The 25,426-nt window shown below is 56.0% G+C and carries 32 protein-coding genes, 1 tRNA gene and 1 pseudogene; 6 read left to right on the top strand and 28 right to left on the bottom strand.

Annotated elements, in window-relative coordinates; all coding sequences use genetic code 11:
• Positions 1-34 precede the first annotated feature (34 nt).
• The gene (locus BLO50_RS00265) at positions 35-850 is read right to left on the bottom strand and encodes a c-type cytochrome (protein WP_186343808.1); all 816 of its coding nucleotides are present in this window, start codon (positions 848-850) and stop codon (positions 35-37) included.
• Positions 847-1,206: a rhodanese-like domain-containing protein gene (locus tag BLO50_RS00260; RefSeq protein ID WP_090247803.1), complete on the bottom strand. Its 360-nt coding sequence runs from the start codon at positions 1,204-1,206 to the stop codon at positions 847-849. Before BLO50_RS00260 ends, BLO50_RS00265 begins: the two co-directional genes overlap by 4 nt.
• A 718-nt stretch (positions 1,207-1,924) precedes the next feature.
• Here BLO50_RS00260 and BLO50_RS00255 point away from each other — a divergent pair.
• From BLO50_RS00255 to BLO50_RS00245, 3 genes are all read left to right on the top strand, one after another.
• Complete coding sequence (locus BLO50_RS00255) at positions 1,925-3,130, top strand: acetyl-CoA C-acetyltransferase (protein ID WP_090247801.1); 1,206 nt, start codon at positions 1,925-1,927, stop codon at positions 3,128-3,130.
• Positions 3,131-3,146: 16 nt separating this feature from the next.
• Entirely contained in the window at positions 3,147-5,291 is a 2,145-nt protein-coding gene (locus tag BLO50_RS00250) for a 3-hydroxyacyl-CoA dehydrogenase NAD-binding domain-containing protein (protein ID WP_090247799.1), read from the top strand.
• Between the two features lie 114 nt (positions 5,292-5,405).
• On the top strand, positions 5,406-5,807 hold the full coding sequence (locus BLO50_RS00245; protein WP_090247797.1) for a lysozyme inhibitor LprI family protein: 402 nt from the start codon (positions 5,406-5,408) through the stop codon (positions 5,805-5,807).
• 3 nt (positions 5,808-5,810) lie between these two features.
• Here BLO50_RS00245 and ptrC read toward each other — a convergent pair whose 3' ends face one another.
• Positions 5,811-6,008: a type III secretion system co-regulatory protein PtrC gene (gene ptrC, locus BLO50_RS00240; protein ID WP_090247796.1), complete on the bottom strand. Its 198-nt coding sequence runs from the start codon at positions 6,006-6,008 to the stop codon at positions 5,811-5,813.
• Between the two features lie 26 nt (positions 6,009-6,034).
• Positions 6,035-6,169 (bottom strand): hypothetical protein, encoded by a 135-nt coding sequence (locus BLO50_RS22125; protein WP_262371887.1) that lies wholly within the window; start codon positions 6,167-6,169, stop codon positions 6,035-6,037.
• A 221-nt stretch (positions 6,170-6,390) separates the two neighbouring features.
• Here BLO50_RS22125 and BLO50_RS00235 point away from each other — a divergent pair, with 221 nt between their 5' ends.
• Positions 6,391-7,119 carry an amidotransferase gene (locus tag BLO50_RS00235; protein ID WP_090247794.1) on the top strand — a complete coding sequence of 243 codons (729 nt, stop codon included), beginning with the start codon at positions 6,391-6,393 and terminating at the stop codon, positions 7,117-7,119.
• Positions 7,120-7,233: 114 nt separating this feature from the next.
• Here the strand turns inward: BLO50_RS00235 and BLO50_RS00230 are convergent, their stop codons facing one another.
• From BLO50_RS00230 to BLO50_RS00210, 6 genes and pseudogenes are all read right to left on the bottom strand, one after another.
• The gene (locus BLO50_RS00230) at positions 7,234-8,205 is read right to left on the bottom strand and encodes a magnesium and cobalt transport protein CorA (RefSeq protein ID WP_090247792.1); all 972 of its coding nucleotides are present in this window, start codon (positions 8,203-8,205) and stop codon (positions 7,234-7,236) included.
• A 132-nt stretch (positions 8,206-8,337) separates the two neighbouring features.
• Complete coding sequence (locus BLO50_RS00225) at positions 8,338-9,063, bottom strand: 1-acylglycerol-3-phosphate O-acyltransferase (protein WP_090247790.1); 726 nt, start codon at positions 9,061-9,063, stop codon at positions 8,338-8,340.
• A 230-nt stretch (positions 9,064-9,293) separates the two neighbouring features.
• On the bottom strand, positions 9,294-9,512 hold the full coding sequence (locus tag BLO50_RS00220; RefSeq protein WP_090247788.1) for a hypothetical protein: 219 nt from the start codon (positions 9,510-9,512) through the stop codon (positions 9,294-9,296).
• A 56-nt stretch (positions 9,513-9,568) separates the two neighbouring features.
• Entirely contained in the window at positions 9,569-10,396 is an 828-nt protein-coding gene (locus BLO50_RS22205; RefSeq protein ID WP_420875454.1) for a methyl-accepting chemotaxis protein, read from the bottom strand.
• Between the two features lie 30 nt (positions 10,397-10,426).
• A pseudogene (locus BLO50_RS22200) lies at positions 10,427-11,452 on the bottom strand (cache domain-containing protein); the annotation flags it as partial.
• A gap of 171 nt (positions 11,453-11,623) precedes the next feature.
• Positions 11,624-12,313 (bottom strand): crotonase/enoyl-CoA hydratase family protein, encoded by a 690-nt coding sequence (locus BLO50_RS00210; RefSeq protein WP_090247784.1) that lies wholly within the window; start codon positions 12,311-12,313, stop codon positions 11,624-11,626.
• Positions 12,314-12,819: 506 nt separating this feature from the next.
• On the opposite strand from BLO50_RS00210, the gene BLO50_RS00200 reads away from it, so the two are divergent.
• Positions 12,820-12,909, top strand: a tRNA-Ser gene (locus tag BLO50_RS00200).
• Between the two features lie 95 nt (positions 12,910-13,004).
• Here BLO50_RS00200 and BLO50_RS00195 read toward each other — a convergent pair.
• The 13 genes from BLO50_RS00195 to BLO50_RS00120 form a co-directional block, all read right to left on the bottom strand.
• The gene (locus BLO50_RS00195; protein ID WP_090247780.1) at positions 13,005-13,268 is read right to left on the bottom strand and encodes a Txe/YoeB family addiction module toxin; all 264 of its coding nucleotides are present in this window, start codon (positions 13,266-13,268) and stop codon (positions 13,005-13,007) included.
• Positions 13,265-13,507, bottom strand: coding sequence for a type II toxin-antitoxin system Phd/YefM family antitoxin (locus BLO50_RS00190; protein WP_090247778.1), 243 nt, complete (start codon positions 13,505-13,507; stop codon positions 13,265-13,267). Before BLO50_RS00190 ends, BLO50_RS00195 begins: the two co-directional genes overlap by 4 nt.
• Positions 13,508-13,567: 60 nt before the next feature.
• A complete protein-coding gene (locus BLO50_RS00185) occupies positions 13,568-14,554 on the bottom strand; it encodes a phage integrase (RefSeq protein ID WP_090247776.1) in 987 nt (328 codons plus the stop codon).
• Positions 14,554-15,834 (bottom strand): hypothetical protein, encoded by a 1,281-nt coding sequence (locus tag BLO50_RS00180; RefSeq protein ID WP_090247774.1) that lies wholly within the window; start codon positions 15,832-15,834, stop codon positions 14,554-14,556. The genes BLO50_RS00185 and BLO50_RS00180 overlap by 1 nt, the downstream gene beginning before the upstream one ends.
• A gap of 141 nt (positions 15,835-15,975) precedes the next feature.
• A complete protein-coding gene (locus BLO50_RS00175) occupies positions 15,976-17,163 on the bottom strand; it encodes a zonular occludens toxin domain-containing protein (protein WP_090247772.1) in 1,188 nt (395 codons plus the stop codon).
• Between the two features lie 12 nt (positions 17,164-17,175).
• The gene (locus BLO50_RS00170; protein WP_090247770.1) at positions 17,176-17,505 is read right to left on the bottom strand and encodes a DUF2523 domain-containing protein; all 330 of its coding nucleotides are present in this window, start codon (positions 17,503-17,505) and stop codon (positions 17,176-17,178) included.
• Between the two features lies 1 nt (position 17,506).
• On the bottom strand, positions 17,507-18,766 hold the full coding sequence (locus BLO50_RS21905; RefSeq protein ID WP_244152815.1) for a virulence factor TspB C-terminal domain-related protein: 1,260 nt from the start codon (positions 18,764-18,766) through the stop codon (positions 17,507-17,509).
• Between the two features lie 132 nt (positions 18,767-18,898).
• Entirely contained in the window at positions 18,899-19,108 is a 210-nt protein-coding gene (locus BLO50_RS00155) for a major capsid protein (protein ID WP_090247769.1), read from the bottom strand.
• Positions 19,109-19,121: 13 nt separating this feature from the next.
• On the bottom strand, positions 19,122-19,334 hold the full coding sequence (locus BLO50_RS00150; protein ID WP_090247767.1) for a hypothetical protein: 213 nt from the start codon (positions 19,332-19,334) through the stop codon (positions 19,122-19,124).
• Between the two features lie 106 nt (positions 19,335-19,440).
• Positions 19,441-19,809: a hypothetical protein gene (locus BLO50_RS00145; RefSeq protein WP_090247766.1), complete on the bottom strand. Its 369-nt coding sequence runs from the start codon at positions 19,807-19,809 to the stop codon at positions 19,441-19,443.
• Positions 19,810-19,988: 179 nt separating this feature from the next.
• Positions 19,989-20,300, bottom strand: coding sequence for a hypothetical protein (locus tag BLO50_RS00140; protein WP_090247765.1), 312 nt, complete (start codon positions 20,298-20,300; stop codon positions 19,989-19,991).
• A 182-nt stretch (positions 20,301-20,482) separates the two neighbouring features.
• Complete coding sequence (pflM, locus tag BLO50_RS00130) at positions 20,483-20,812, bottom strand: lysogeny maintenance protein PflM (RefSeq protein WP_090251073.1); 330 nt, start codon at positions 20,810-20,812, stop codon at positions 20,483-20,485.
• 126 nt (positions 20,813-20,938) lie between these two features.
• The gene (locus tag BLO50_RS00120; RefSeq protein WP_090247762.1) at positions 20,939-21,163 is read right to left on the bottom strand and encodes a hypothetical protein; all 225 of its coding nucleotides are present in this window, start codon (positions 21,161-21,163) and stop codon (positions 20,939-20,941) included.
• Between the two features lie 484 nt (positions 21,164-21,647).
• On the opposite strand from BLO50_RS00120, the gene BLO50_RS00110 reads away from it, so the two are divergent.
• The gene (locus BLO50_RS00110; RefSeq protein ID WP_090247760.1) at positions 21,648-22,157 is read left to right on the top strand and encodes a hypothetical protein; all 510 of its coding nucleotides are present in this window, start codon (positions 21,648-21,650) and stop codon (positions 22,155-22,157) included.
• Positions 22,158-22,193: 36 nt separating this feature from the next.
• Here BLO50_RS00110 and BLO50_RS21620 read toward each other — a convergent pair whose 3' ends face one another.
• From BLO50_RS21620 to BLO50_RS00090, 5 genes are all read right to left on the bottom strand, one after another.
• Positions 22,194-22,967, bottom strand: a complete 774-nt coding sequence (locus BLO50_RS21620) for a 3-dehydroquinate synthase (RefSeq protein ID WP_143003791.1) — start codon at positions 22,965-22,967, stop codon at positions 22,194-22,196.
• Positions 22,968-23,069: 102 nt separating this feature from the next.
• A complete protein-coding gene (locus tag BLO50_RS00105) occupies positions 23,070-23,651 on the bottom strand; it encodes a RipA family octameric membrane protein (protein ID WP_090247759.1) in 582 nt (193 codons plus the stop codon).
• A gap of 94 nt (positions 23,652-23,745) precedes the next feature.
• A complete protein-coding gene (locus BLO50_RS00100) occupies positions 23,746-23,988 on the bottom strand; it encodes a hypothetical protein (protein WP_090247757.1) in 243 nt (80 codons plus the stop codon).
• A gap of 370 nt (positions 23,989-24,358) precedes the next feature.
• Positions 24,359-24,931 (bottom strand): hypothetical protein, encoded by a 573-nt coding sequence (locus BLO50_RS00095; protein WP_090247756.1) that lies wholly within the window; start codon positions 24,929-24,931, stop codon positions 24,359-24,361.
• 69 nt (positions 24,932-25,000) lie between these two features.
• A complete protein-coding gene (locus BLO50_RS00090; RefSeq protein WP_090247754.1) occupies positions 25,001-25,249 on the bottom strand; it encodes a hypothetical protein in 249 nt (82 codons plus the stop codon).
• Between the last annotated feature and the right edge of the window lie 177 nt (positions 25,250-25,426).

The following is a 25,426-nucleotide window of genomic DNA, read 5'->3' as shown; positions in this document are numbered from 1 at the left end:
CTTTGCTCAAAATTCGAATTTTATAGATTTATATCTATTTTTTAATATGCTTTTTATGTTCTACCATATGTCCCAAATACTCAACCAACTCCCCCAGCTCCTTGTCACTCAACACCTCAACCGCAAACCCCGGCATCTTGCCCTGCGGCCAGCGGCGCAAACTCTGTGGGTCGCGGATATAGCGGGTTAGAAAGTCGCCGCTGAAATACTCGGTCGGGTTGTGCGGAATATTCAGGTCGGGGCCGAATTGCGAGTCGCCTGCGCCATTCAGGCGGTGGCAGGCCATGCAGTTCTTCTGGTACTGGGCAAAACCGGCCTGCACCGCCGGGCTGGCGTCGGCCGCTGGCAGTAGTTGCGGGAAGCGCTGCGCTACCGGGGCGAGTTTGCGGATGCTGGCCAGTTGAAACGGCCATTGTTCGGGACCGATCTGGCTGGCGGCCGGTTTTTGCCAGACCAGGTAAAACGGCCCGGCGCTGGGTTTGCCGTTGCCCAGGGCGGGCCAGGGCTCTGCTGGGTCTTCGATGGCCAGCCAGGCTTGGCTGGCGGTTTGGCTGAGCGCAGGAGCCGCAGACAGTTCGGCGGCAAAGCCGTCGCTGGCCACCAGTTGCAGGTGATCACCCGGCTGCACACCTTCCAGCAGCGCCGCCAGCGGCACGGCGCGGTAGTGCATGTTGCGTTTGTAGCTGACGTCGTCGCGGATTTCGATGGTTTGCGCCTGTGGATGGGCGAGCAGTTGGGCGCTGCTCAGGCGCTGGCTGCCGTTGCCCAGTTCCAGGGTCAGTTCGGCGGCGTGCAGGTGAGTGAAGGGTAAGAGGGCGAGCAGGGCGATAGCGGGGGTGCGTGTGTTCAATCCTGCGACTCCAGGGCCAGTTTCAGTTCGTCGTAGCCGCCGGCGTTGATCAGGTTGTTGTAACCCATGGCACGCAGGCTTTCTTCGGCGATACCAGAGCGGCGGCCGCTGCGGCAGTACAGCACGATGGGCGTGTCTTTGTCCGGGGCGATGGCGCTGATGCGGCTGGCGATCTGTTCATGGTCGATTTGCTCGGCACCGGGCAATGCGCCCGCGGCGAATTCTTCGGCGGTGCGCACATCAATCAGTACGCTATCGGGCGATTGCAGGGCGACGACGGCGGCGTTGAGTTCGGCTTCGCCGGCCAGTAGTGGCAGGCTGACCAGCAGGCCGAGGGTGGCAAGTAGGGGGCGCATGGCGGGCTCCTTGGGGTGATTGAAATCACCCTAGCACAGGCCGTTGCGTGCGCGATGCTGGCAAACGCGCTGCCACTGCCGACGCACGCTACGGTGGCTGGCAGGGCAGGGTTTCAGGGGCTGGACGCGAACCATTTGTGGGGATGGAGGCGCAGCAGGATTCGGGTTAGCTGACCAGTCGGGTCAGGTTGGGAAGAATCAGGATCAGGGCGGTGGCAAAAACGATCATGCCTGCCTGGCGCATTTTTATGGGATTGAGCATGGCGAGTGGCCTTGTTGTTTTTTGCGGCGCGGTCGTCGCGCTCCTGCGTACTGCGCGGAGGCGATGCCACGTCTCGTGTTGATCATTCAAGCCGTCCCGGCAAAACCCGGTGACGACGCCGACAGCGGTCAATCGACAGGGCAATTGCCGATAACCTGATTCAACTGTAGAGCTGGGCTGGCATCGGCTATAGACGCCTTGATTACTAAATCGCACTGGCTAGTTGCCAGCAGTTATGAGGCGTGCCAGGTGGGTGCCAAGCAGCCCCTGAGCTAGACGCGATTGTTGCTCTTTGCCCAGCGATTGACCGTTTGTCTGAGCTGAGCGGTCAATAGGCCTGAGCACTTCGGTCATTGAGCCTGCTTCCGCGCGGCGTATGGTAGGCCCACTCAACAAAAACAGGCGCGGGCCTCACCTGCGCCATCAGCCACCCTCCATTGGAGGTCTGAGGACGCCATGACCGAAGCATATATTTTCGATGCCGTGCGCACGCCACGCGGCAAGGGCAAGAAGGACGGGGCGCTGTACAGCGTCAAGCCAGTCGACCTGATCGCCGGCTTGCTCAAGGCGCTGCAAGCGCGCAATAACCTGGACACCAGCCAGGTCGATGACATCGTGCTCGGCTGTGTAACGCCGGTGGGTGATCAGGGCGCGGACATTGCCAAGACGGCCGCCATGGTCGCCGATTGGGATGTCAGCGTGTCGGGCGTACAGCTCAATCGTTTCTGCGCTTCGGGTCTGGAAGCGGTAAACCTCGGCGCGATGAAGGTGCGTTCCGGTTTCGAGGACCTAGTGGTGGTCGGCGGTGTCGAGTCGATGTCGCGCATTCCCATGGGTTCCGATGGTGGCGCCTGGGTAATGGACCCAGCCACCAATATGCACACCCATTTCACCCCGCAGGGTATTGGTGCCGATTTGATCGCCACCCTGGAAGGTTTCAGCCGCACCGACGTCGACAGCTTTGCCCTGCGCTCGCAGCAGAAGGCTGCTCGCGCCAGCAAGGACGGCTCATTCAGCAAATCGCTGATTCCGGTGGCTGATCAGAACGGCATCGTGCTGCTCGATCACGATGAGTTTATCCGTGGCGAATCCACCCTCGAAGGCCTGGGCAAGCTCAAGCCGAGTTTCGAGATGATGGGCCAGATGGGCTTCGACAGCACCGCGCTGCGGGTTTACAGCCATGTCGAGCAGATCAACCACGTACACACCCCGGGCAACAGCTCCGGCATCGTCGACGGTTCGGCCCTGATGCTGATCGGCAGCGCCGCCAAGGGTAAGGAACTGGGCTTGAAGCCGCGTGCGCGCATTGTTGCCACCGCCGTGACCAGTACCGACCCGACCATCATGCTTACCGGCCCGGCGCCGGCTACGCGCAAGGCATTGGCCAAGGCCGGCTTGAACGTCAATGACATCGACCTGTTCGAGGTCAACGAGGCGTTCGCTTCGGTGGTGATGAAGTTTATGAAGGACATGGGCGTCAGCGAGGACAAGGTCAACGTCAACGGCGGCTCCATCGCCATGGGGCACCCGCTGGGTGCAACCGGTTGCGCCATTCTCGGCACCCTGATCGACGAGCTGGAGAAGCGCAAGTTGCGCTATGGCCTGGCCACCCTGTGCGTGGGCGGCGGTATGGGTATTGCCACGATTATTGAAAGAGTTTGAGGCGGAGATAAGAAAAATGACTGACGCCATCCGTTACGAAAAAGGCCAGGACAATATCGTCGTTCTGACCATGGACATGCCTGGCCAGAGCGCCAACACCATGAACGCGGTGTATCGCGAAGCCATGGGCAAGATTGTTGACCGCCTGGAAGCCGAGAAAGATTCCATTGCTGGGGTCATCCTCACCTCCGCGAAGAAGACCTTCTTCGCTGGCGGCGACCTCAATGAGCTGATCAAGGTGACCAAGGCCGACGCACCGGCTTTCTACCAGATGATCCTCAATATCAAGGGCCAACTGCGCCGCCTGGAAACCCTGGGTAAGCCTGTGGTTGCGGCGATCAACGGTGCAGCCCTGGGCGGCGGTTGGGAAATTGCCCTGGCCTGCCATCACCGTATCGCCCTGAACAACTCCAGCATCCAGCTCGGTTTGCCGGAAGTGACCCTCGGGCTGCTGCCGGGCGGCGGCGGGGTGGTGCGCATGGTGCGCATCCTCGGCCTGGAAAAAGCCCTGCCGTACCTGGCCGAAGGCAAGAAAGTGCGTCCCGATGCGGCGCTCAAGGCCGGCCTGATCCATGAACTGGCCAGCGATAGCGATGACTTGCTAGCCAAGGCACGCGCCTTTATTGCCGCTAACCCGACCGCTGTGCAGCCGTGGGACGTGAAAGGCTACAAGATTCCCGGCGGCACGCCGTCCAGCCCGAATGTGGCGCAAATGCTGGCAATCGCGCCGAGCGTGCTGCGTGACAAGACCAAGGGCTGCTTCCCTGCGCCGGAGAAGATCATGTGCGCCGCCGTTGAGGGCGCGCAGGTCGACTTCGATACCGCGCAGATCATCGAAGCACGCTACTTCACCGAGCTGACCACCGGCCAGGTGGCGAAGAACATGATCGGCACCTTCTGGTTCCAGCTCAATGAAATCAACGCCGGCGGCTCACGTCCGCAAGGCTTTGAGCCCTATGTGACCAAGAAGGTCGGTGTGCTCGGCGCAGGCATGATGGGCGCCGGTATTGCCTATGTATCCGCGGTGGCCGGCATCGACGTAGTGCTCAAGGACATCTCCATCGAGGCCGCTGAGAAGGGCAAGGACTACTCGGCCAAGCTGCTGGAGAAGAAAGTTGGCCGTGGCCAGATGAGCGCTGAGAAGCGCGATGGCATTCTGGCGCGGATCAAACCTACCGTCAGTGACGCTGACTTTGAAGGCTGCGACCTGATCATCGAAGCTGTGTTTGAGGATCGTGACCTCAAAGCCAACGTCACCGCAGCTGCTGAGCGCGCGGCGCTGGCTGACGCGGTAATCGCCTCCAACACCTCGACTCTGCCTATTACCGGCTTGGCCACGGCGGTGCAGAAGCAGGATAAGTTTATCGGCCTGCATTTCTTCAGCCCGGTGGACAAGATGCCGCTGGTGGAAATCATCAAGGGCGAGCACACCAGCGACGAAACCCTGGCACGCGGCTTCGACTACGTCATGCAGATCAAGAAGACCCCGATCGTGGTCAACGACAGCCGTGGCTTCTTCACCTCGCGCGTGTTTGGCACCTTCACCAACGAAGGCTTGGCCATGTTGGGCGAGGGCGTGAGCGCGGCGATGATCGAGAACGAAGCGCGCAAGGCCGGCATGCCGGTTGGCCCGCTGGCGATCAGCGACGAAGTATCGATGAGCCTGATGAACCATATCCGTCAGCAGACCATCAAGGACCTGGCCGCCGAGGGCAAGCAGATCCCCGCGCACCCGGCGTTTGCAGTGATCGACATGATGCTCAACGAGTACAAGCGGCCGGGCAAGGCAGCGGGTGCGGGTTTCTACGATTACCCGGCGGGCGGCAAGAAGCACCTATGGCCGGAGCTCAAGGCGCGTTTTGAGAAGCGCGATGCGCAGATCTCGCAGATCGACGTGCGTGATCGCATCCTGTTTATCCAGGCCATCGAAACCGTGCGCTGCGTTGAAGAGGGTGTGCTCAAGTCGGTAGCCGATGCCAACATTGGTTCGATCTTCGGCATCGGTTTTGCGGCCTGGACCGGTGGGGCGTTGCAGTTCATTAACCAGTACGGGGTGAAGGACTTCGTCGCCCGTGCCCAGTACCTGGCTGAGCAGTATGGCGAGCGCTTCCTACCGCCGGCGTTGCTGCTGGAGAAGGCGGCGAAGAACCAGAGCTTCTAAACCCGTCGTGTTAAAGCAGATGTACTGAAAACCGGCTCCCTGTGAGCCGGTTTTTTTATGGGCATGACACTAGACTGCTGCAACAGCCACGCGGGTGTGGCGCAAGGAGGTGTTATGAAAATCGGGATAAGCAGTGCGCTGGCAATCAGCCTAGGGTTATTGGCCGCGCCGGTGTGGGCGGATGACTGCGCTAATGCCATGGATCAACTCACTCTTAACCAGTGCGCGGCGGCGGACTACGCCGCACAGGACAAACGCCTGAATCAGCTCTACGGCGATTATCGCAAGCGTCTGGATGATGGGCAGAAGCAGCAACTCAAAGACGTGCAGCTGGCTTGGATTAAATTCCGCGACCTGGCCTGCGCGTTTGAGTCGGCGTCGGTGGAGGGCGGTTCGGCCTATCCGATGGTGCTTAAAGGCTGCCTGACGCAAAAGACCGCCGCGCGGGTCAAGGAACTGGAGCAGCTGGCCGTCTGTGAAGAAGGCGACCTCAGCTGCCCGATGCCAGCGCAATAACTGTCAGCAGGCCTGACGGCCGCACACCAGCTGGTGGATGGCCTGACGCTCGCTCAGGTGAGTGGGCATGCGCAGGGTGGTTAAGGTGCCGTCGCTAAGCTGGATGGCCAGCTCGGACTCGAAGTGGATGCCGCTGTCGTCAACAGTGGCATAGGTCACGCCATAGACGTTCTGGTTACTCAGCGATTGGGCGATGCTCATGGCGTTCTCCTGATTGCGGTGCGCAGTTATCTAGCGGCGTTCTGGTCGGCCTTGAGTTGTGCGGCTTGCACTTTCTCGGCTTGGCGTTGGTTGCTCGCACTGTGGCTGCTGGTGAAGGCGGAGGCAGCAAGCAGGCTGGCGATGGCGGAAAAACTGGTCATGCTGGTGTCCTCTGGTGGAGTGGGCGCAGTGCCCGATGGCCAGATCATCTGCGCGTGCCGCTATCGACAGAAGTGAATGGTGCTTATGGTGACTATCGAGGGCGCTGATGGGACTCGGGTAATTGGTCGGGTTTGCCCCGTGGCTATTGCCTTGCAGCCTGTCAGCAGGCACGCTTGCGCGCTGGAAAAACAACCCTCCTGCGCCCTAGGTAACCGCCCATATGCCGCTGCAGATCTGCATCCTGGAAACCGATGTTCTTCGCCCTGAATTGGTCGACCAATACGACAGTTATGGCCGTATGTTCGAGCAGTTGTTCGCCCGTCAGCCGATTGCTGCCGAGTTCAAGGTGTACAACGTGATGGAGGGGCATTACCCGCCGGACAGCGAGCGCTACGATGCCTATCTGGTGACGGGCAGCAAGGCAGACTCCTTCGGCAGCGATGCCTGGATCCAGACACTTAAAACCTACCTGCTGGAGCGCTACAACCGGGGCGACAAGCTGCTCGGCGTGTGTTTCGGCCATCAGCTGCTGGCGTTGTTGCTGGGCGGCAAGGCTGAGCGGGCGGTGCAGGGCTGGGGTGTGGGCATTCATCAGTACCGTATGGCGAACAAACCAACCTGGATGAGCCCTGATCTGGAAGACCTGACTCTGCTGATCAGCCATCAAGACCAAGTGACCCAACTACCGGAAAAAGCCACGTTGCTGGCCAGCAGCGAGTTCTGCCCGATTGCCTCCTACTGCATCGGTGATCAGGTGCTGTGCTTCCAGGGTCACCCCGAGTTCGTGCATGACTATTCGCGCGCGCTGCTCGATCTGCGCCAGCAGCACATTGGTGAGCCGACCTACTCCAAGGGCGTCGACAGTCTGCAGCGCGATCATCAGGGCCATACGGTGGCCGAGTGGATGATGCGCTTTGTCGCCCAGGGCCGTGCCGGTTTGGCCGAATAAGCAGCGTTTGTGTGAAAAAGCCCGGTCAGTGACCGGGCTTTTTATGGCGTGTCATCCATGAGCGCCACCGTGCGGGCCGCCGTGCGCACCGTTAAAAATCCTTCCAGACGATGATTACAGCCAGCCGGAGCGTTTGAAGCTGATGAAGAGTCCAGCGCAACCGGTGGTGATCAGTCCGAGCACCCCGAAGTAGCCGTAGTGCCAGGTCAGTTCCGGCATGTTTTGGAAGTTCATTCCGTAGATTCCGGCTACCGCCGTGGGGAAGGCCAGAATCGCGGCCCAGGCGGCGAACTTGCGCTGGGTAACGCTTTGCCGTGAGGACTCCAGCAGCAAGCCAATTTCGATGGCGTGATCAGCCATTTCGCGCAGGGCGGTTAGGTCTTCCAGCAGGCGGTTGACGTGAATCGCCACGTCGCGAAAGTAGGGCCGCATGTTCTTGTCGATAAACGGAAACTCTAGGCGCTGCAACTCCTGGCAGATTTCTGCCAGCGGCCCGATGTAGCGACGCAGGCGGAGCAGATCTCGGCGCAAACCCTGAATGCGCTCGACATCGGCCTGGCTCAGCGGGTTTTTTAGCACATGCTGCTCCACCTCCTCTAGCTCGCTGTGGTAGCTGTCCATCAGCGGGCGGTAGTTCTCGATCACGAAGCTGAGCAGGGCGTAGAGCACGAAGTCTTCGCCGTGCTCGAGCAGCAGCGGGCGCGCCTCGCAGCGTTGGCGGACTTGGGAATAGGGTGCGGATTCGCCGTAACGGGCGCTGATGATGTAACCGCTGCCGGCGAACAGCTGGGTTTCGACAAAGGTCAGTTCGTCGTTGACCCGGATGGGCGAGTAGAGCACCAGAAACAGCGCATCGCCGAAGGTTTCCAGTTTGGGCCGGGTGTGCCGCTGCAGAGCGTCTTCCAGCGCCAGTTCATGCAGATCGAATTGCTGCTGCAGGCTGGTCAGCTCTTCGGAGCAGGGGTCATGTAGGCCAATCCAGACGAAGTGCCCCGGTTTTTTCGACCACGGTTTACCTTCGTCGAGGCTGATAGTGGTGACTTTTTTGCCCTTGCTGTACACGGCGGCAGCCACAACGCGACCCATAAAATCTCTCTTATTGGTGGTGAACTCAGCACGCAGCTTAGCGGCTTAGTCGCTCCCAGTGGACGATACGAAATACTGCCAGTAAGAAAAAGCCCAGCATATGGCTGGGCTATCTAGGTGCTGCGAGCAGTCTCAGGCGCGTTGGCTGAGTTGCTGGTCCATGGCGTCGATGCACTGTTGCATCTGCGTGCGGCAAGTGTCGATCAGCTGTGGCAGATCATCCTGCGTCAGGCCTGCCGTAGGAATGGCAGGCAGTGAGCGGATCATGATTTCGCCGCTGTTCCAGCGGTTGAGGTGCAGGTGGTTAACGTAGGTACTGACGCACACCGGAATAATCGGTACACCAGCGGCAATGGCCATCTGAAACGCGCCTTTCTTGAATGGCAGTAGCCCTTTGCCCAGATTGCGGGTGCCTTCGGCGAACACCCAGATCGAGGTGTCTTTGTGCTTGAGCGTCTCAGTAGTGGTGAGCATGGCCTGCTTGGCACGCACGGCATTACCGCGATCGAGCAAGACATTGCCCGCCAGCCAGTACAGTTGACCGAAGAATGGCACCCATTTAAGGCTCTTTTTGCCGATGCTTACGGTGCGTTTGGGCACTACGCGGCCGAGCACGTACAGGTCATAGTTGGACTGGTGGTTGGCGACGATCACGCAGGAACGCTGATGGTCGAGCAGTGGCTGTACATCGGTCTTCAACTTCCAGCGCAATAGCCACTGCGCAGGGATGCTGTAGAGGCGAGCGCACAAGCGGCTGTTATCCGGATTGAACGGGCGGCAGATGCCAAGCAGCAGGCCTAGGATGCCGGCGAGGATAAAGTGCACGCCCATCGCCAGCATGCGCAGAAGAAAAAGCATTTGGTACGCCCGTCATAGGAAAAAGGCGCGCAGTGTACGGGCGTGCACTGCTTTCGGCAATTGATGCTGATCAGAGGTCGTTACCGCTTGTTGCTTCATTCTTAGAGCCGCTGCCAGGGTCAACCGAGCCGTAACGCTGTGCCATGCGGATGATGCTGCCATCTTGCTCAAGAGCTAGCAGGGCTTGATCCAGCTGCTGCATAACGTCCTGTTTATAGGGTTAGGCCTGCTCATTGATACGTGTATAGCCCATGTGACCCGTATTCACTGGACAGAGTAGGGCTTTCAACCAACCAGTTCAGTCCACTGCTGACAAAGATGCCTTCGCTGCGCATCTGCTGCAGCTTCCAGAGAATCGATAGGCGATCATTGATATACACATCAATACGTTTCGCCTGGGCGATGCTAAGCAAGGCCAGGCACAGGATCCACGCTACGAGTATGCCCAATCGCTTTTTCGATTGGCGCTGGCAGCACGCGAAGGTGCCGCCCGATGTCGGGAAACTCAGACCTTGAAACGCCCGAGCAGATGATCTTGCTGGCCGACCTGGTCGACCATCACGGCGCACTGACGCACCTGTTCTTCAGCGCCGGCGGCCACTTCATGGCTGATGTCGCGGATATTGGTGGTGTTGCGGTTGATTTCCTCGGTGGTGGCGCTCTGCTGTTCGGCAGCGGTGGCGATTTGCAGATTCATGTCGTTGATCCGGGTGATCGCATCGCTGATGCGCCCAAGCATGTCGTTGGCCGCACCAGCTTCTTCGGCGGTTTTGCTGGCAGTGTCGCGGCTCTGCTGCATGCGCGATTCGGCCTGTTTCACCCCGGATTGCAGCTGGTCGATCATCTGGCGGATTTCCTGGGTCGACTGCTGGGTACGTGAGGCCAGCGAGCGGACTTCATCAGCCACCACGGCAAAGCCACGGCCGGATTCACCGGCGCGTGCCGCTTCAATAGCGGCGTTAAGGGCAAGCAGGTTGGTCTGGTCGGCAATGCTGGTAATCACCGACAGGATCGATTCGATGTTGTGGCTAAGCTTGGCCAATTCGTTAATCGCGTGGCTGGTCTCGTCCATTTCATCGGCCAGGTGTTTGATCGCCTCGGTAGAGCGCGACACCACGCGTACGCCATTTTCAGTCTCCTCGTTGGCCGCCAGCGCGGCTTGTGCCGCAGCCTGTGCATTACGCGCCACTTCTTCAGCGGTGGAGGCCATTTCCTGCATGGCGGTGGCCAGCTGATCAAGCTCCTGCAGCTGTTGCTGCAAGCGATTGGCCGCCTGGTTGGCTTCGCTGGAGGTCAGTGTGGTGCTTTCACGCACCTGCCTGGAACTGCCCATCACCTCGCTGATCAAGCTCTGCAGGCTTTGCAGGAAGCTGTTGAACTCCTTGGAGACCAGGGCAATTTCATCGTTGCCGGTGGCGGGCAGGCGACGAGTGAGGTCGCCTTCACCGCTGTTTACCTCATGCAGAGAGTTGTGCAGGTGGTCGAGGGGCTTGAGCAGGTTGTTCATCAGCACACCCAGCACGATCAGGCTGATGATCACCCCCAGGATGGTGCCGATCACCGCGCGCCAACTCAGGGCATTGGCTTCGGCCATAACGATGCCTTTATCAAGCACCACGCCGATGTACCAGTCCATACCCTTGAGGTTAGGCAGCGGGGTGAAAGACACCAGCAGGTCCTTATCGCCGCCACTGGTTTCCTGCAGTTCCTTGTTCAGCGCAGGACTCTGACCGTCGAATAGTTCGCTGTAGCTTTTGCCGTTCTGCTCGGTATTGGGGTGGGAAATGATGTTGCCGTTGCGCGTGAGCAGAAAGGCGTAGCCGGCACCGTTGAAATCCAGGGTGTTGACGGCATCCGCCACAGTTTTCAAGCGGATATCACCGCCCATTACCCCTAGAAATTCGCCGGCATTGGTGATGCGCGTAACGGCAGAAATTAGGATTTCACCCGTAGTGGAATCCACATAGGGTTCGGTCAGTACGGCTTGTGTGCCGTCTTTACCCGTCGCGTACCAGGGCCGTTGACGACCATCCCATTCAGGGGCGGGCTTCCATTCATCGCTGTTCTTGATCGGCTTGCCATCGCTTTGCAGGGCACCAAAGACCAGGATGAATTCGTTCTTCAGCATTGGTGTGTTGACGATGCGCTGGGTTTCTTCGGGGCTGTAGTTGCTGTCGATGCTTTGCGCCATCAGATCCATCAGCTTGAGCTTGGCGTTGAGCCAGTTCTCGATCTGCCTGGCGAGTGCGTTACTTGATTCTGCGATGCTGGCTGCCACCTGACTCTGGAGGGTGGCGCGAACCTGGGTGACTTGCGCCAGCGACAGCAGGCTGGTGGTGAGGAACAACACGATGGCCGCGGCCAGACCAACCTTGTGGGCAATCTTCATAACACGCTCCCGGCGGCAATTTCGAATCGATTGGTGAGTGCCTCTGCTCCTTGGCCATACTTATTAAAAGTAATACAGCCTGGGCAGATTGCTTGCCGGTTTGCCACTGTTTAGCCATTAAATGCAAAAAGCCCGGCGCAAAGGCCGGGCTCCTGGTGCTGCACGATGCGTTTACACCATGTGCTGTTTGTCCAGCTCGACAGCTTGGTCGAGGGCTTCGAGCAGCGCCTTGCGCACTTTCAGCTTGGTGTTCTTATGCGCCGTCATGTTGATTTTCTTCATCTGCTGGGCAACTGCCAGCGCCGTGGCGTGCAGCTGTTCGGCTGGTACTACTTTGTCGAGGAAACCAGCATCCACAGCGCTTTGCGGGTCAAACATCTCGCCATTGATCACCGAGCGGTGGAAGGCTGATTTGCGCAGGCGGTCACGGGCCAGCTCGATGCCAGCGTGGTGCATGGTCATGCCGATCTGCACTTCGTTGAGACCGATGCTGAACGCGCCTTCAACGCCGATACGGTAGTCGGACGAGAGCAAAATAAAGGCACCCTTGGCGACCGCATGACCTGGGCAAGCGACGATGATCGGGAAGGGGTGAGCAAGCATGCGGCGCGCCAGGGTGGAGCCGGAAGCCACTAGGTTGATGGCATTCTGCGGGCTGGAGGTCATCACTTTGAGGTCATAGCCGCCCGACAGAATGCCCGGCTGGCCGGTGATGATAACAATGGCCTTGTCCTGTACGGCGCGATCCAGGGCTGCGTTGAAGGCAGTGATCACATCCGGGGAGATGGCATTCACCTTGCCGTTACACAGGGTCAGGGTGGCAATGCCATCGTCGAGTTGGTAGCTGATCAGGTCGCTCATGGTCGGGTTCCTTGTGCTGAAGTGCAGCAGACGTTACTCATCCGCACTGGCCAGGTAAAGCACGATGGCTGACTGGCTGGTCAGTGAGCGCGGCTGCTTCAGCTATGACCTTGATCAAGATCGGCAATTGGTCGGCTGTGCGGATGCACCGCTACCGTCGACACTTTATTCATGAGCGATGACGCTATGCGTGGTTTAACCCTCTGTTTCAGGTGCTGGCGCGTTGCATTGGCCTTGCTGCTAATGCTCGGGCTGCTCTGGCTGGCCAGTGAGCCGCGCAGCCAAAACCCTGTCGGCGTGCTGGGCTTGTTTGCTTTCAGCCTATTTATCTCGCTTGGCTTTATTCTGTTCGGCCAACACCGATTTGAACCCAATCCCGCTAAGTCCTCCCCCGAGGACCAGCATTTGGCATAAGCACATGAATCTTTTGAAAAAAGATTTTGCCTTTAGCGGGCTGTTCGGCTACATTTGCGCGCCTCGACAGACAGCAATGCGTGTCGAGACCCGGTGAAGTGTCCGAGCGGTTGAAGGAGCACGCCTGGAAAGTGTGTATACGAGAAATCGTATCGTGGGTTCGAATCCCACCTTCACCGCCAGATTGATACAGCTAAAGCCCTGATAACTCACGAGTTGTCGGGGCTTTTTGCTTTCTGGCGTTCGGTGGTGTCGATGAAGTGTCGAAAAGGCTGGTTTATTCGTAGTGTGACCAGAGGCGCAGAACCTTCACCACTTGTTCATCCTGCAGCACCATGTAGACCAGACGGTGCTGAATGTTGATGCGGCGTGAGTAAGCCCCGGCGAGATCCCCGACCAACTTTTCATAGGGGGGAGGGTTCTGAAAAGGGTTTTCCTGTACGACCGCCAGCAGGGCTTTAGCCTTGTCCTTTAGGCCAGCCGCTGCCAGTTTTTGTGCATCTTTCTGAGCTTGCTTTGTGTAGACGAGCTGCCAATTCACCAATCCAGATCCTTAGCACATTCCTCGACCGGTTCAGCCATGCCTTCCTTGATGGACTCGCGCATGCCAGGAACTGACAGCAGATACAGAGTCTCTTGAATCGCTTCCCAGTCTTCTGCAGACACCAGTACAGAGTTGGTGCGCTTGCCTGAAATCAGGATCGGCTGGTGCGATTCGGCGGATTGATCCATGAGCCGGTATAGGTTTGTGCGTGCTTCACTTGCGGTTAGGGTTTGCATGGGGCTTGGCCTCCTATGTCGTTATGGCTAGCGTACGCCAAAACGTACGTTTTGTTAACGTCATTTGTCGGCCAGCGGGTTGAGCGATAAAGCATCCTGCAGGTGATCGGGTGACAGGTGCGCGTAACGCATGGTCATTGTCAGGCTGGAATGGCCCAGAATCTTCTGCAGGGTCAGGATGTTGCCGCCACGCATCACAAAGTGACTGGCGAAGGTGTGCCGCAGTACGTGGGTGGCTTGGCCTTCTGGCAGCTTGATCGAGGTCGTTTCCAGTACCCGGCTAAAGGTCACCATGCAGTTACTGAACAGGCCGTTTTGCTTGAAGTAGGTCTGTAGCTGCTTTTCCAGGGCTTCGCTGATGGGGATAGTCCGTGTCCGGCGTGACTTGGTATTGGCGAAGGTCACAGCGCCATTTTTCACCCGTTCAGGCGTCAGGGCTTGAGCCTCACCCCAGCGCGCACCCGTTGCCAGACATACGCGAGCTACAAGGCCAATTCCGGGTGTTGTGTCGCGTGCATCAAGTGCGGCTAGCACTTCGTTGATTTGCGGCACGGACAGGAAGGAGAGGGGCCTTTCCTGCAGGCGAAGGGGCCGGACGTTGATCAGCGGGTTGGGGTAGTCGATTTCACCCAGGCGATGCAGTTCGTTGAATACGGCCTTGAGGTAGCCGAGGCGGTTATTCAGGGTTTTGCCTTTCACGCCGCTATCAAGCTGTATGCGCCGGGTTTCGCAGTAGGCGTTGCCGGTGAAGGTAACGGCAACCGGGTCGCCTAGATCCTTGGCCAACTTGGCGAGGATCTGCTTTAGCCGTGCAGCATCCGCCAGGGTGTGGCCGTGCAGGTCATGGTAACGGTCGCACAACTCAGAGAGCCGGCGTTTGTCCTTGGGCTTGGGTGACCAACTGGGCGTTTCAATGCATTTGGTTCTGCAGGTCGCCTCAAACCGTTGGGCCTCGCCTTTGGTCTTGAAGGTCTTACGGAAGCGTTTGCCCTTGACGGGTTCTACATCGACCTTCCAACGACCGTCCGGTAGTTGATCGATAGCCATTAGACGGCACGCCCCCAACGTACGTTGCGTTCTTCAAGTAGGTTTTTGATGTGCTTGTATATGTCGTGCTCGCTCATTTCCTTGGCGGCATAGTGGTCGCGAATTACCGGCCAGCATTCCCAGGTTTGCAGCCGGTCAAACGCCTTTTTTGCGCCCACCCGTTCCCTTGCCAGCAGGCTGACAAAGTTGCCCAGGAACAGTTCGACGTTTTTGCCCGAGAAGCCACGGGAGGTCTTGTAGTAGCGCTTGTATTCGGTGTCCTCAAGCAGGGAATCAACAGGTAGATCCACGCGTACATCCTCGCGAATGAGTGTCCAGATGGGGGAGAAGTAACCAGGGCGGTCGAGCAATTTGAATTGGCGTAGGCCATAGCGCCACAGGCCGTCCAGATGACCCGCAAACGCTGCAAACGAACTGGTGTCGATGGCTTCACCGGTTCTCACATCGAGTGAGCCGCTGGCGAATTGCTGGATGATCGAGTGGTGATAGCGCAGTTCTACGCGCCATACGGCTTGGTCGGGGTTGTAGTTGTCGGGGTCTTTTTCGTCGAAGCTGTCACGACGACGCCAGACGCTTTCCCAGTAGTCGAGCTTGTCAGTTGCGCGGGCTTGCTCGGTCTTGTTGTAGATACAGAGCTGGACACCGTTGGCAGAGCCAAACATCGAGGTTTCGCCACGTCCGTAGGTGCTGGATTTGGTCGCCCAGTTGATTTCGTTGATGCCGGTTATGTCACGCTGCACGCGGGCTTTGCAGTGCATGCGGGCCACCAGATCGGCGGGAGGTGTCCAGCCCTGCAGATCCAGCGCGAGGTGTACGGCGCATTGGTTGATTTCAACGTGAGTCAGTACCTGGGAGGCGTAAAAATCTAACCGAGCCTGCAGGCGTTCAGGTGACAAGCTGTCGATTGCATGGGGTGACACTTCGATTTTCAGGTGTGGGCCGATGCAGTCCAGCTTGGCGTTGAAGTTCTTAACCAACAGGATGATGCCCAGATCAGCGTTTTGCAGCTTGTATTGGTAACCAGAGTCACGGCCAACACGGCCTGAGTGCCAACGCTGGCCCGCAAAGTCGACCAGGGTGCCCGGATTTTCGAATAGGGCCATGATCTCGGGGCGGATCAGCCCTTTGTAGAGTTGGCGCACGGTATCGACGCCACAGCGGAGCAGGCGCACGCCTGACAGGTCAGTGAGTGCAGCACTGGCCGCATCGATAAACAAACGACCTCGTTTGCATTCCAGGCCGGTCAGTCGATCAAGTCTTCTTTGGTCTTTTACGCTCATCTGTTTTTCCTTTATTGACCAATAATGGCCACTTTCATTAGGACTTATATGACGTGTTACAGGGACGTCAGCGCGCGCATTTGGCGCGGCGCTCGTACCTCGCGCATGCGCTCAAATGCGCCAAGCGAAGGCGCTGAGTGATCACCATAGGAATCGGCCTTTCTCGTAGGGAATACGGGTCACGGTGACGCCCTTGGGGGCTTCCTGGGGTTGTTGCGGCTGCTGCTGGGGTGGGTTGTTGGCCTGCTGCAGATCGGGGCGCGCACCGGGGTCTGGGCGGGCCGGATCGAATACGCCGCGCTCTACCGTGTTCTTGCAGTAGGCAAAGGTGGTTTTGTGCCAGCTGCCTTGCTGGGTGAAGCACTCGCAGATAAAGGCTTTTTCTTGCGTCCTGACGACCCGGTAGCGCTTTGCGTTGCGGTCGATATAGCCCTCGTCCGAACTCATAACGCAGGACAGCCGCGGGTAGCTTTGCGGCTTGGTTAGTTCGTCGTAGATGGGGGCTGAGCTGGGTACGTCTGGTATGCGAGGGACACGGGCGGCTAGGTATTCATCCAGGCTGAGTGCCTTTGTACCGGGCTTGTTGTTGACCGGATTTATTAGCGAGCCGACCGAGCTTTTCACTTGATCGACAACACCAGCCGGGGCGCTGGTTTCGGCCTGGGCTTGGGCGGCAGCCTGCTCGGTTTGTTTGCCGGCTTCGTAGCGTTCGTAGGCGCGGTAGACCATGAAGAAGGCACCCGCGATGACCAGCACGGCCAAGATGAATTTGGTCGGTAGCTTGGTCTGAAAATGGTGCTGTGCGTTGCTGCTGGTGTAGACGCTGAAAAACTTCTTATCGAGGCGTACCGTGGTTTTCTCGGCATCCTTGAAGCTGGATTTCACTTCTACTTTTTCAATCACAGCATCGGATTCAAAGCGCAGCAGTTGCTGTGATTTGAAGACGCGCCAGTAGTGAATATGACCATTGCACAGGCGGCGTAGGTGCACATCAAGATAGCGCGGGTCCTGGGTGATCAAGTGCACTTCATGGCCGCTATGGCGCATGGTTTCGAAGCGGGTGATGTGCTCAGGCGGACGCGCCCGAGGATCACGACCACCAAACCAGCCTTGGGCCTCGTCCACGACAATGATTGAGTCGTTGGGCAGTTCGAACCATTTTTCGGGATCATCGAACTTGTACCAAGAAGCCTTTAGAAGCTCAGGCTGCAGGCCGTTGATGTTGTGGAAGTAGACGGTGCGGCCTTCTGCATGGGCCTTCTGATCCACTTCCTTGATGGTGTTGAGGGTCTTGCCGTGGCCGGGTTTGCCGGTGCGGATATAGAGCATGGCTGCGCCTCCTTACGCTTCGATGGAGGTGCCGCCCGGCTTGCGCCAGACCTGATTACGTTTGCGATCCTGGGCCTTGTTGATGCCCGCGATGATGAAGCGGGTGAACACGGCGGAAAGCATGATGTTTATCGCTATGTCGATCTTGGCCAGTCCGAGGATCTGCTGAATGACGATCCCCGAGTTGCCCATATTGGTGATCATGTAATCGCGGGCGGCGTTGATCAGCGCGTTGAAGCCGAAGTAGGTAACGAAGCCAAAGCCGATGGCGCGAAAAACGGTCATCACCAGCGGGCTGGCGATCTGCCAAAGGAACTGGGCAACCCATAGAAATGCAGGCATATCACTCACCTCCCGAGGCGCGGCCAACGTAGATGGCGTAGAAAAGCGAAGCGGCTATGACGATCAGGTAGCCAAGATCGGTGGCGAACTGACACAGCGGCTCATAGGAAAATTCGAAGGTGCGGCCACCTTGGGTTTGCAGGGTGAAGGTCTTGGCCGGTGGGCACGCTGCAGGCAGAAAGCGCGGATCAGTGGGGCCGCTGAACAGGCTGGACAGATCAATTTCACCGTCGCCTTCGTCGAGCTTGGCGCTATCGCCTTTGCCGTTGATAAAGCCGCTGATGTCGCCTTCTTGTGACGGGTAGTTGCCAGCGGCTAGGGCATCGCAACGGGCGCGCTTTTGCGTGTCGAGAATGGCGCATTGAATGGCATCGCCGGAGCAGGCCAAGGGCTGATCGCAGGCAAGACCGGAGGCGCTGCCGCCGTCACTGTCGCCGCCACCTGGGTTGGTGCCGCCATTGCCCGGATTGGTGCCACCGTTACCTGGGTTCGTGCCACCGTTGCCAGGGTTGGTGCCGCCATCCCCTGGATTAGTGCCACCGTCGCCGGGGTTGGTGCCGCCATCCCCTGGGGTTCCACCATTACCCGGATCGGTGCCGCCGTCGCCTGGGTCAGTACCACCATCACCCGGATCGGTGCCGCCATCGCCGGGATCAGTTCCGCCGTCACCAGGGTCGGTTGGCTGGGGAACTTCGGGGGGCTGGTTTTCGGATGTGGTGCAGGTTTCACCGGTTAGCTTGGCGTTGTAGTCGCAGTAGGTGATGGAGCCGTCTGTTTCGCTTTCGTTGAAGCAAGAAGAAACCGATTGATGCTGAGCTTTACAGCCATCAATGCAGGCAAAGGCAGGCGGAGTGATTGCAGTCCCGGGAGCGATGTTGAACTCAGCGGATGAATCACGACGGCCGAGGGGCCAGGTGTATGTGGACTCGGTGCCAGCTACACAGGCTGGCATGGTATCCACGACAACAGCGCCGGAGGACGGGCCACCTTGGCGAATGGGTTGATCGGGGTTGCTGTAAGGGTGATAGGAAAAGTTGTACTGACACAGATATGAATTGGTGTTTTGCAGCGCGGTGTAACTACCCGCATAGGTCGGGTTGATCAGCACGATGGGCTGTTGAATCTTTGAGTAGTCAAAGCCCGCACAGGCGGCTTCCACGGATTTAAAAAAGCCGTCGTGGTTACGGATCTTGAAGGGCTTTTCATTGGCTACGGCATAGAGCGGTAGAAGAACCAGCAACAAAAGCAGGGGTGTACGCATGGTCAGACCCGCCCGAAAAATACGAGGTACAGCGCCACCACGGTGACCAGCAGGACGTAGAGTTCGTAGTTCATTGAGTGGCCCTGAAAAGTAAGTCCCGCCGTAGCGGGACTTGGGTGAAGCGCGCAGCGATTACAGAGCGCGGCGCATGTACTTGAAGGCAGCAGCGGCGACCAGTACGCCGAAGACAGCCCAACCGATGGTGCCAACGTCGGTGCCAGCGGTATCCAGTGCGGCGGTGGCCTCGGGTGGCACAGCGGCATAGGCTTGTTGAGTGGCCAGGACACCCAGGGCAGCGGCAGCGCCGAGGGAGCGTTTCAGGTTTTGCAGTTTGTTTTTCATGGTTGTTACCTCGCTATTTCAGGACTTTTTTCAGAACCAGGAAGCCGAACACCAGGGCAAACAGCACGATGGTTTCGCCCTGCAGCTCGCTGACCTGATCCCAACTGAGTGCAGTGCCATACAGGCCCTGCATTTCCTCGCTTGTGAGGTTGAGCAGTTGACCGGCGCAGATGGGTTCACCACCTGGGCCGGCCACCCATTCGCCCTCGCAGGCCAGAAAGTTCACAGGGGACTCCGGCAGTGCGGACACGCGCAGATCACACGCCAGCTAGTAGCCGGCGAGGTCTTGCGGCAGTGATTGCAGAACATCCACACCACGGGATCCGGCCTGCTTAGGACTTGGCCGGGTCAGCAGCCTGGGCCGCTGGTTTGGCTTGCTGCTGGGCGTTGGCTTGGGGGGCCGCAGCGCGGGCGGTTGGCTTGTCTACCGCTTCGATGTGCAGGGCGAGATTCTTGCCCTTGTTCTGGCCACCACGGGCAACGTCGAAGGTGATGCGCACCAGTTGCAGGGGTTCGAACTGGGAGCCGGCGTTAAACACTTCGTCGGCGGCATCTTCGGAGATAGCCATGCCGATGATGGACAGGCCGTGTTCGGTCTTGCCGTCCGGTTCATCGCCGTAGAAGACCTTGGCGTATTTGGTGTCCTCGACCTGGGTCATTTGGGTGCCGAGAAATGCAACTTCCATAGTTGAACGAGCCATCGGTATTTCCTCTTTTCAGTTGCGCGTTAGTGCGCGGTTTTGCCTTTCTGCAGGCCGAGCGATCCCGAGCAGGTGAACTTTCAAAGTTCGAATCTGCTGGGTTGTTTCGGCTTGCCGGGGTTTAAAGCCGGGTGATGCGTTGAACTGTTATGCGGTGGACACCAAGGGCCGCGCCCTTGTCATCCCGTTTCGCCACCTGCGCCCGCGACTGGCGGTGAGTGCGTGGGCTGGCCGGGGTTTAGGCGTTGGCCAGTCACGGACACAGGCGGCGACAGCAAGTCGGGCGGATCAGGCGGGATGGCGCATGATTCGGCGACTCGGGTTATGGAGGCGTCCAGGGCATCGAATAACAATTCGTCACTGGCCTTGAGGACTTCCAGCACTTGCCACGTAGCGAACAGGAAGCCGACGACAGCACCGATAAAGGCCGGTAGCGACCAGCTCCAGAGCAGTGCAACCAGATAGCGGCCTGCGCGGAAGGAAACGTTCATTTAGTCACCTGCGAACCTTCGGAGCAGCCAACGGAAGCTAGGCGCAGGGCATGAACGGATTCGCAGGAGCTGCAGACCAAAACGTCTGGGAGGTCAGCCACGTTGAAGTCTTTACGGTCTTCAATCAGCGTTTCGTCGCAGTAAAAGCACTCGCCGATCACGATGAAAGAACTACACATGGCTCACCCCACCAGCTCGAAAGGTTCGTGAAGCGGCACGAAAGGCACGGGCTTGCCGATATTGGCCACAACGCTCCAATACTTGGGCGGTCGGTCGCTTGGCGTGTGTTTGGCGCAGGTAAAGGCCGGTGTGATTTCCCATTGGGAAAGCAAGGGCGTCCAGGCACCAGCGACGAGGCGCATTTTGAGCGTGCGCACGGGTCGGGCAGACGCGGGGCGGCATTGGTCGCAGGGTGTGGACGGGCAAGGATCGGGCTTGGCCATTTCGACCTTTGACCAGCAGACAGAGCAGTCGCAGTCCGGTGCATGTGGGCGGCGGAGGTAATTGTCCATCGTCAATGATCACCATGCGGCGCTTGCCGAGCTTTATGGTGGGGATAGCGCCGCGCATAGCCCAGTTGTGGGCGATTTCGTAAGCGACGCCGCAGCGGTCTGCTAAGGCTTGGATGGTTTCAAGTTTCATCCCGGAAACTCCTTTTCCATGAGGTGCTGGGTGAGCAGCGCCACATTGACCATGACGTGTTTGCCGACCTTGTGAGAGGGGATATAGCCGTTGCGTATCCAGCCCCAAACAATGTCGTGGTCATTATTCATGCGAATCCAGTTCGCGAACTCGCGCCAAGGCATCACCGGAGGTGGTGTCAAAAGGTCTTTCAGCGTGAGGTTGATTCCTTCCCCATTCATGGCCATTCCTGCACTATGTTGGTCTTTGTTGGAAAACGCTTGAGCTGCTACTCAAGTCAATAATTACCTCAAGTCAATTATTGACGCGATGATACCTCGCGTCAATAGTTACCTTTTAGATCTGGTTTTATTTTTCTATATGGAAAGCTCGGCAGATAGAGCAAGGCTATTGATCAAGAAAATCGGCCCAAAAAAACTCAGCCAGCTGAGTGGCACCGATTACAGCCGATGGCTAAACGTGAGTAAGGGCGCTGTGCGAGTAAGCACGGAAGAAGTAGACGTTCTGGTCAGAGCATTTCCGCATTACGCTCTATGGATAGCGAGCGGTCAGGTAATTCCTGAAAGCGGGCAGACAAGTCCAGATTACGACGAAGCGAACCGAAACTTGAGCAGTCCAAACGCGGGATAGCGATCACAAAGGAAGTGACTAGGCGCTGGTACGCCCGAACGCATTGAGTCAGGTTGGTTAGAAGGGAATCTAGGAATGAATAAACGTGACATCGATGACCAGCTGAAAGTCCTCAGCTTCGACATGGATGAAGAAATTGACGATCGCAACGAACGTCGAGGCTACAGAGCAGTTAGCGCCAGGCGCGCACATCCACCCATGGACACAAGCCACGCCATCATCCTGGCTGCGATGATCATTGTCGGTGGCATATGGGGCGGAAAGCTGGTTTATGACTACATACAAGAGCAGCGCTTAAAGGCCGCATTAAACGAAGCCGCGATATACATGGAGCGGAGCTTTCGAGAAGCCACTTTGCAGTCGAAGCAGGCACAAGCCGAGATGCAGCAACGAATGGCTTCAGCAGAGCGGCTGAGGCAACAAAGAGAAGCCCAGGCACAAGCAATCAGAAACGCCGAGCTTGCACGAGTACAGCAGGAAAAACGCTATTCTTCTGATGCGTGTAAATTCTGGTGGAATCAATACAGATATAACCCATCAGAACGAAATGCGCAGAAAAAGAAAGAGTCTTGTGATTTACCTTGATTTGGCCCGCTCCAGAGTGAGCCAGTTTTATGCGCTCTAACTTCTAGGGCGTTCGTTGTCGGTTACAACAGCAGGATCTTCGGCTGAAAAATTTATTTCAGGAAGTAGATTTACAATTGGTGCTGCAAGTTGTTGAACGCCAGTTGATATTGAAACGATTAAAGCTATGTTGGCCATCTGCTGCCAGAACTTCTTAGAAGTCGAGTTTGTTTTTGTCAATTCCACAGCTTCGCCATGAAGGAGTCCATATCCAAAAGCAGACTCTACGGCGCTTGAAATTGATTCTGCACCATTGATTTCATATTCCTCAACAGCCATGCAAACTTTATAGAGTTGTTTGATCATGAAATCTTTTATTTTTGGGGGTATGTCAGATGACTTTACCTCTTCAATAAGACTTCTAGAGTTAGAAAGAATTGACTCTAGTGATGTAGTTGAAATGGTAGGGTCTGGTGCCCTCAGTGAAAGAAGATCAGATGTCATTGATAAATAATTAATGACGTGATCATCGACGAATTGATTAAAGCCAAGCCACTTTCCTTGAAGATTATTTTGTGAGAATGCACTGTCTAAGGGTGTTTGCCAGTGGATATAGCGCTCAATTCTTATTCCGTCTATATTTTCAAGTCGAGCTAGTATCTCGGTGGAAAGTGACATGACTTTGCCAAGGCGACCCATCAAAATTGCTTTGTCGTTTACGTCGACTGAAAGAAGTGAGCACCAAGCTTTTCGACAATTCATGTCCGGGGGTAGTTGTTTACCCTTCTCTAAGATATTTAGCAGTCTGGCTGCAGGGTTGTTAGTTATCATGAATGATCCTGGGTTTAATGTTTATAAGATTTGGTTAAGAGTTAAGCTTTAGCCTGTTTCAGTGAGCGGAGCGAACGGGCTGAATAAGTTTTTAGAGGCAAGCTAATTAGCTATTTGCTTAACAGGAAAACCAGTTATTAATTCGGGTATAAAACTCAAGGCTGACCAGTTTAGTGTTGAAGCCATTAATACAAGCCAAGTGAAGATCAATGCAATGCTTACCTTCATTGGGGCGCGTCCAACTGAGTATCGAGCGAGCATTAGCGAATTTGTTATCTTGTGATTGCTAGACGAAAGTCTTGCGCCGACGGCTTCCTTTACAGATTTTATTGGTACAGTGAAGAGTTCATGAGTTTCGGTTGTACTGTTGGTGCTTTGAATTTTTTCACAGAGAAGTTTTTCAAAGTACTCAACCCGACTTTCCCACCATTCTTGCCAGAATTTCGCACCGCTTGCCATTTGCATTTGATAGAAAGAAACAGTGAGCCCCGTAGCACAAACAATAAACTCAACAAGTGGTCTGCTATTTTCGGATTGTATTACGCTTGCCAGCAAAACACCTTGAAAAATCATGAAGAAGTTGTTTCTCTGAATTAGCTGGCTTATTTCAAAATTTCTTGTAGATATGCTTATCTCGTATAGAGACTTTAATGACTCTAAGCGCTCATTGTTGTTCTCAGACATGGGTAATCTCTTTTTTATTCTGACGTTTGGTTAAGGCGTCGGCTTTAGCCGGCCCAAGTAAGCGAAGCGAAATATTTTAATCAGTTGTTATGCTTCAGAAGTCTGTAAGTAGATTTATCATTACATGCTTCTCGCTATAGCCATCAGAGCCAAGTTTAAGTGTTGGTATTCCATCGTCACCTCGACGCTTTTCTCCTGCTACGACATTGATACTTTCGATTTCTATTAGTCGGAATAGGTGGTTTTCTTGTAAAAATTTCTCGTCTTCGGTAAAGCAAATGACTTCAAGATCTTGGTCATGCTTACTTAGCTCGGAAATTAGTTCTTTGACCTTCATGTGCGTTCCTTGTACTTAAGGCTAGATGCAAGAAAGGAGCTGCTCTAGGGTAACAGTTAAAATAAGGGGCGGTTTACCGGACAAAGTTTTGTAATATTAGTCTTGCTTGACAATATTTTCTTGTTGCTCTTTTGGTTGGAAATCCTTCCACCATCCAATGTGTTTGCAGTCGCAGCAGATAAGGTCATGGGTGTCCTGGCCCATGATCTTCTCTTTTATTGGTGTGCTTTTTGAGCCGCACTTTGGACAAACGGTATTTGTTCGAATCATTTTAGTCTCAATATGATTTTAGTTAATTGGAATGACGTTTAGTTAAAGGGTCGACTTTAGCAGGTGTCGAGTGAAGGAGGCGAAGGGCTTGAACCACTTTTTAGGCTTCTCGTGCGGCTAGAGCAATTTTGTCTTTTAATACATCGCAGGCTGTACCAAATTCTATTTGAGCATCACTGAAAGGCTTGAGAAAAGCTTCACCTGGTTTGCCGTGGCGATAGGCAGACTTATGATCTGATTCTATAGAATTAATATAATCTCGTATTTTAAGCGTGGCGTCATATGCGGGTTGCACTTGCTCGCCGTAAACGCCAAGGATCATTTCAAGGCGGCTGAAGTCGACGCGGTTAGATGGCTTTTCATTTATAATAGTGTCGAGGTATTGGTTGTAATCGGTATGCCCCTTCATTACGAGGGTTAAATTCATAAAGTTGCTAAACATACCGTGTTGCCAGTGACATACCAGAATATATAGTTCTTCGAGGCGCTCTTTTGCTAGCTGCTGGCTTTGTAGTCGCTTTTCGTGCTCAAGCTGTAGCTTCAATTGCTTTCTGTTAGAACTGTTGGTTAGCCAAACGCCAAGAGTTGTAAGTAATGACCCAAAGATTACGCCTAATAGGCCAACCCAGGCTCCTGATGGTGCTGCGCTTAGAATGCTCCAGATCTTTTCCATATGCCTAACGATTAAGCAAAGAGGCCGGATATAGCCGGTCCAAGTGAACGAAGTGAACGCATTGATAGATCATGCATCGACCATTTCTATTTTGTTTTCTCGGCAAGCTATTTCAATGAAGCGCCGCATAACATCGTTTGTCATCCAAGACTTTTCCGTGAGGTGCCAAACCCAGTGAAGAAGCTTTTCTGCTGTGTCGCACCGAGATAGTTCGATGTTGTACTCGTAACTGACGTTAATAACGATGCTGCCATTTTTTACGGAAATCTGCTTCTGAAGTTTTTCTTCTTGAGCTTTGAGTTCATCTGCGAGGTTCATGTGGTTCTCCGTTTGGTTACGTAGATCTAACAATCAGAAGCTACTGGTAGGCTCAATGACTGTCTAGACAGCGTGTCGAAAAAGTGTCGAAATCACTAGCCAGAGAAGGTCAGCATTGGCCAGAATGGCGAGCTGAAGCGGCGCTAACTTGCTGGTTTTATCCAACAAAGGTCAGCA

The organism is Pseudomonas peli, assembly GCF_900099645.1.
In the GTDB taxonomy this organism is placed as follows: Bacteria; Pseudomonadota; Gammaproteobacteria; order Pseudomonadales; family Pseudomonadaceae; genus Aquipseudomonas; species Aquipseudomonas peli.
Note: the sequence above shows the minus strand (reverse complement) of the source record. Positions and strands in the feature narration are given on the sequence as shown.

What these genes read in the sequence shown, in the direction of transcription:
- BLO50_RS00260 (WP_090247803.1), bottom strand. Translation starts at nt 1,206, where the DNA reads ATGCGCCCCCTACTTGCCACCCTCGGCCTGCTGGTCAGCCTGCCACTA.
- BLO50_RS00255 (WP_090247801.1), top strand. Translation starts at nt 1,925, where the DNA reads ATGACCGAAGCATATATTTTCGATGCCGTGCGCACGCCACGCGGCAAG.
- BLO50_RS00250 (WP_090247799.1), top strand. Translation starts at nt 3,147, where the DNA reads ATGACTGACGCCATCCGTTACGAAAAAGGCCAGGACAATATCGTCGTT.
- BLO50_RS00245 (WP_090247797.1), top strand. Translation starts at nt 5,406, where the DNA reads ATGAAAATCGGGATAAGCAGTGCGCTGGCAATCAGCCTAGGGTTATTG.
- ptrC (WP_090247796.1), bottom strand. Translation starts at nt 6,008, where the DNA reads ATGAGCATCGCCCAATCGCTGAGTAACCAGAACGTCTATGGCGTGACC.
- BLO50_RS22125 (WP_262371887.1), bottom strand. Translation starts at nt 6,169, where the DNA reads ATGACCAGTTTTTCCGCCATCGCCAGCCTGCTTGCTGCCTCCGCCTTC.
- BLO50_RS00235 (WP_090247794.1), top strand. Translation starts at nt 6,391, where the DNA reads ATGCCGCTGCAGATCTGCATCCTGGAAACCGATGTTCTTCGCCCTGAA.
- BLO50_RS00230 (WP_090247792.1), bottom strand. Translation starts at nt 8,205, where the DNA reads ATGGGTCGCGTTGTGGCTGCCGCCGTGTACAGCAAGGGCAAAAAAGTC.
- BLO50_RS00225 (WP_090247790.1), bottom strand. Translation starts at nt 9,063, where the DNA reads ATGCTTTTTCTTCTGCGCATGCTGGCGATGGGCGTGCACTTTATCCTC.
- BLO50_RS22205 (WP_420875454.1), bottom strand. Translation starts at nt 10,396, where the DNA reads ATGGGCAGTTCCAGGCAGGTGCGTGAAAGCACCACACTGACCTCCAGC.
- BLO50_RS00210 (WP_090247784.1), bottom strand. Translation starts at nt 12,313, where the DNA reads ATGAGCGACCTGATCAGCTACCAACTCGACGATGGCATTGCCACCCTG.
- BLO50_RS00190 (WP_090247778.1), bottom strand. Translation starts at nt 13,507, where the DNA reads ATGCAAACCCTAACCGCAAGTGAAGCACGCACAAACCTATACCGGCTC.
- BLO50_RS00185 (WP_090247776.1), bottom strand. Translation starts at nt 14,554, where the DNA reads ATGGCTATCGATCAACTACCGGACGGTCGTTGGAAGGTCGATGTAGAA.
- BLO50_RS00180 (WP_090247774.1), bottom strand. Translation starts at nt 15,834, where the DNA reads ATGAGCGTAAAAGACCAAAGAAGACTTGATCGACTGACCGGCCTGGAA.
- BLO50_RS00175 (WP_090247772.1), bottom strand. Translation starts at nt 17,163, where the DNA reads ATGCTCTATATCCGCACCGGCAAACCCGGCCACGGCAAGACCCTCAAC.
- BLO50_RS00170 (WP_090247770.1), bottom strand. Translation starts at nt 17,505, where the DNA reads ATGCCTGCATTTCTATGGGTTGCCCAGTTCCTTTGGCAGATCGCCAGC.
- BLO50_RS21905 (WP_244152815.1), bottom strand. Translation starts at nt 18,766, where the DNA reads ATGCGTACACCCCTGCTTTTGTTGCTGGTTCTTCTACCGCTCTATGCC.
- BLO50_RS00155 (WP_090247769.1), bottom strand. Translation starts at nt 19,108, where the DNA reads ATGAAAAACAAACTGCAAAACCTGAAACGCTCCCTCGGCGCTGCCGCT.
- BLO50_RS00145 (WP_090247766.1), bottom strand. Translation starts at nt 19,809, where the DNA reads ATGGCTCGTTCAACTATGGAAGTTGCATTTCTCGGCACCCAAATGACC.
- BLO50_RS00140 (WP_090247765.1), bottom strand. Translation starts at nt 20,300, where the DNA reads ATGAACGTTTCCTTCCGCGCAGGCCGCTATCTGGTTGCACTGCTCTGG.
- pflM (WP_090251073.1), bottom strand. Translation starts at nt 20,812, where the DNA reads ATGGACAATTACCTCCGCCGCCCACATGCACCGGACTGCGACTGCTCT.
- BLO50_RS00120 (WP_090247762.1), bottom strand. Translation starts at nt 21,163, where the DNA reads ATGAATGGGGAAGGAATCAACCTCACGCTGAAAGACCTTTTGACACCA.
- BLO50_RS00110 (WP_090247760.1), top strand. Translation starts at nt 21,648, where the DNA reads ATGAATAAACGTGACATCGATGACCAGCTGAAAGTCCTCAGCTTCGAC.
- BLO50_RS21620 (WP_143003791.1), bottom strand. Translation starts at nt 22,967, where the DNA reads ATGATAACTAACAACCCTGCAGCCAGACTGCTAAATATCTTAGAGAAG.
- BLO50_RS00105 (WP_090247759.1), bottom strand. Translation starts at nt 23,651, where the DNA reads ATGTCTGAGAACAACAATGAGCGCTTAGAGTCATTAAAGTCTCTATAC.
- BLO50_RS00100 (WP_090247757.1), bottom strand. Translation starts at nt 23,988, where the DNA reads ATGAAGGTCAAAGAACTAATTTCCGAGCTAAGTAAGCATGACCAAGAT.
- BLO50_RS00095 (WP_090247756.1), bottom strand. Translation starts at nt 24,931, where the DNA reads ATGGAAAAGATCTGGAGCATTCTAAGCGCAGCACCATCAGGAGCCTGG.
- BLO50_RS00090 (WP_090247754.1), bottom strand. Translation starts at nt 25,249, where the DNA reads ATGAACCTCGCAGATGAACTCAAAGCTCAAGAAGAAAAACTTCAGAAG.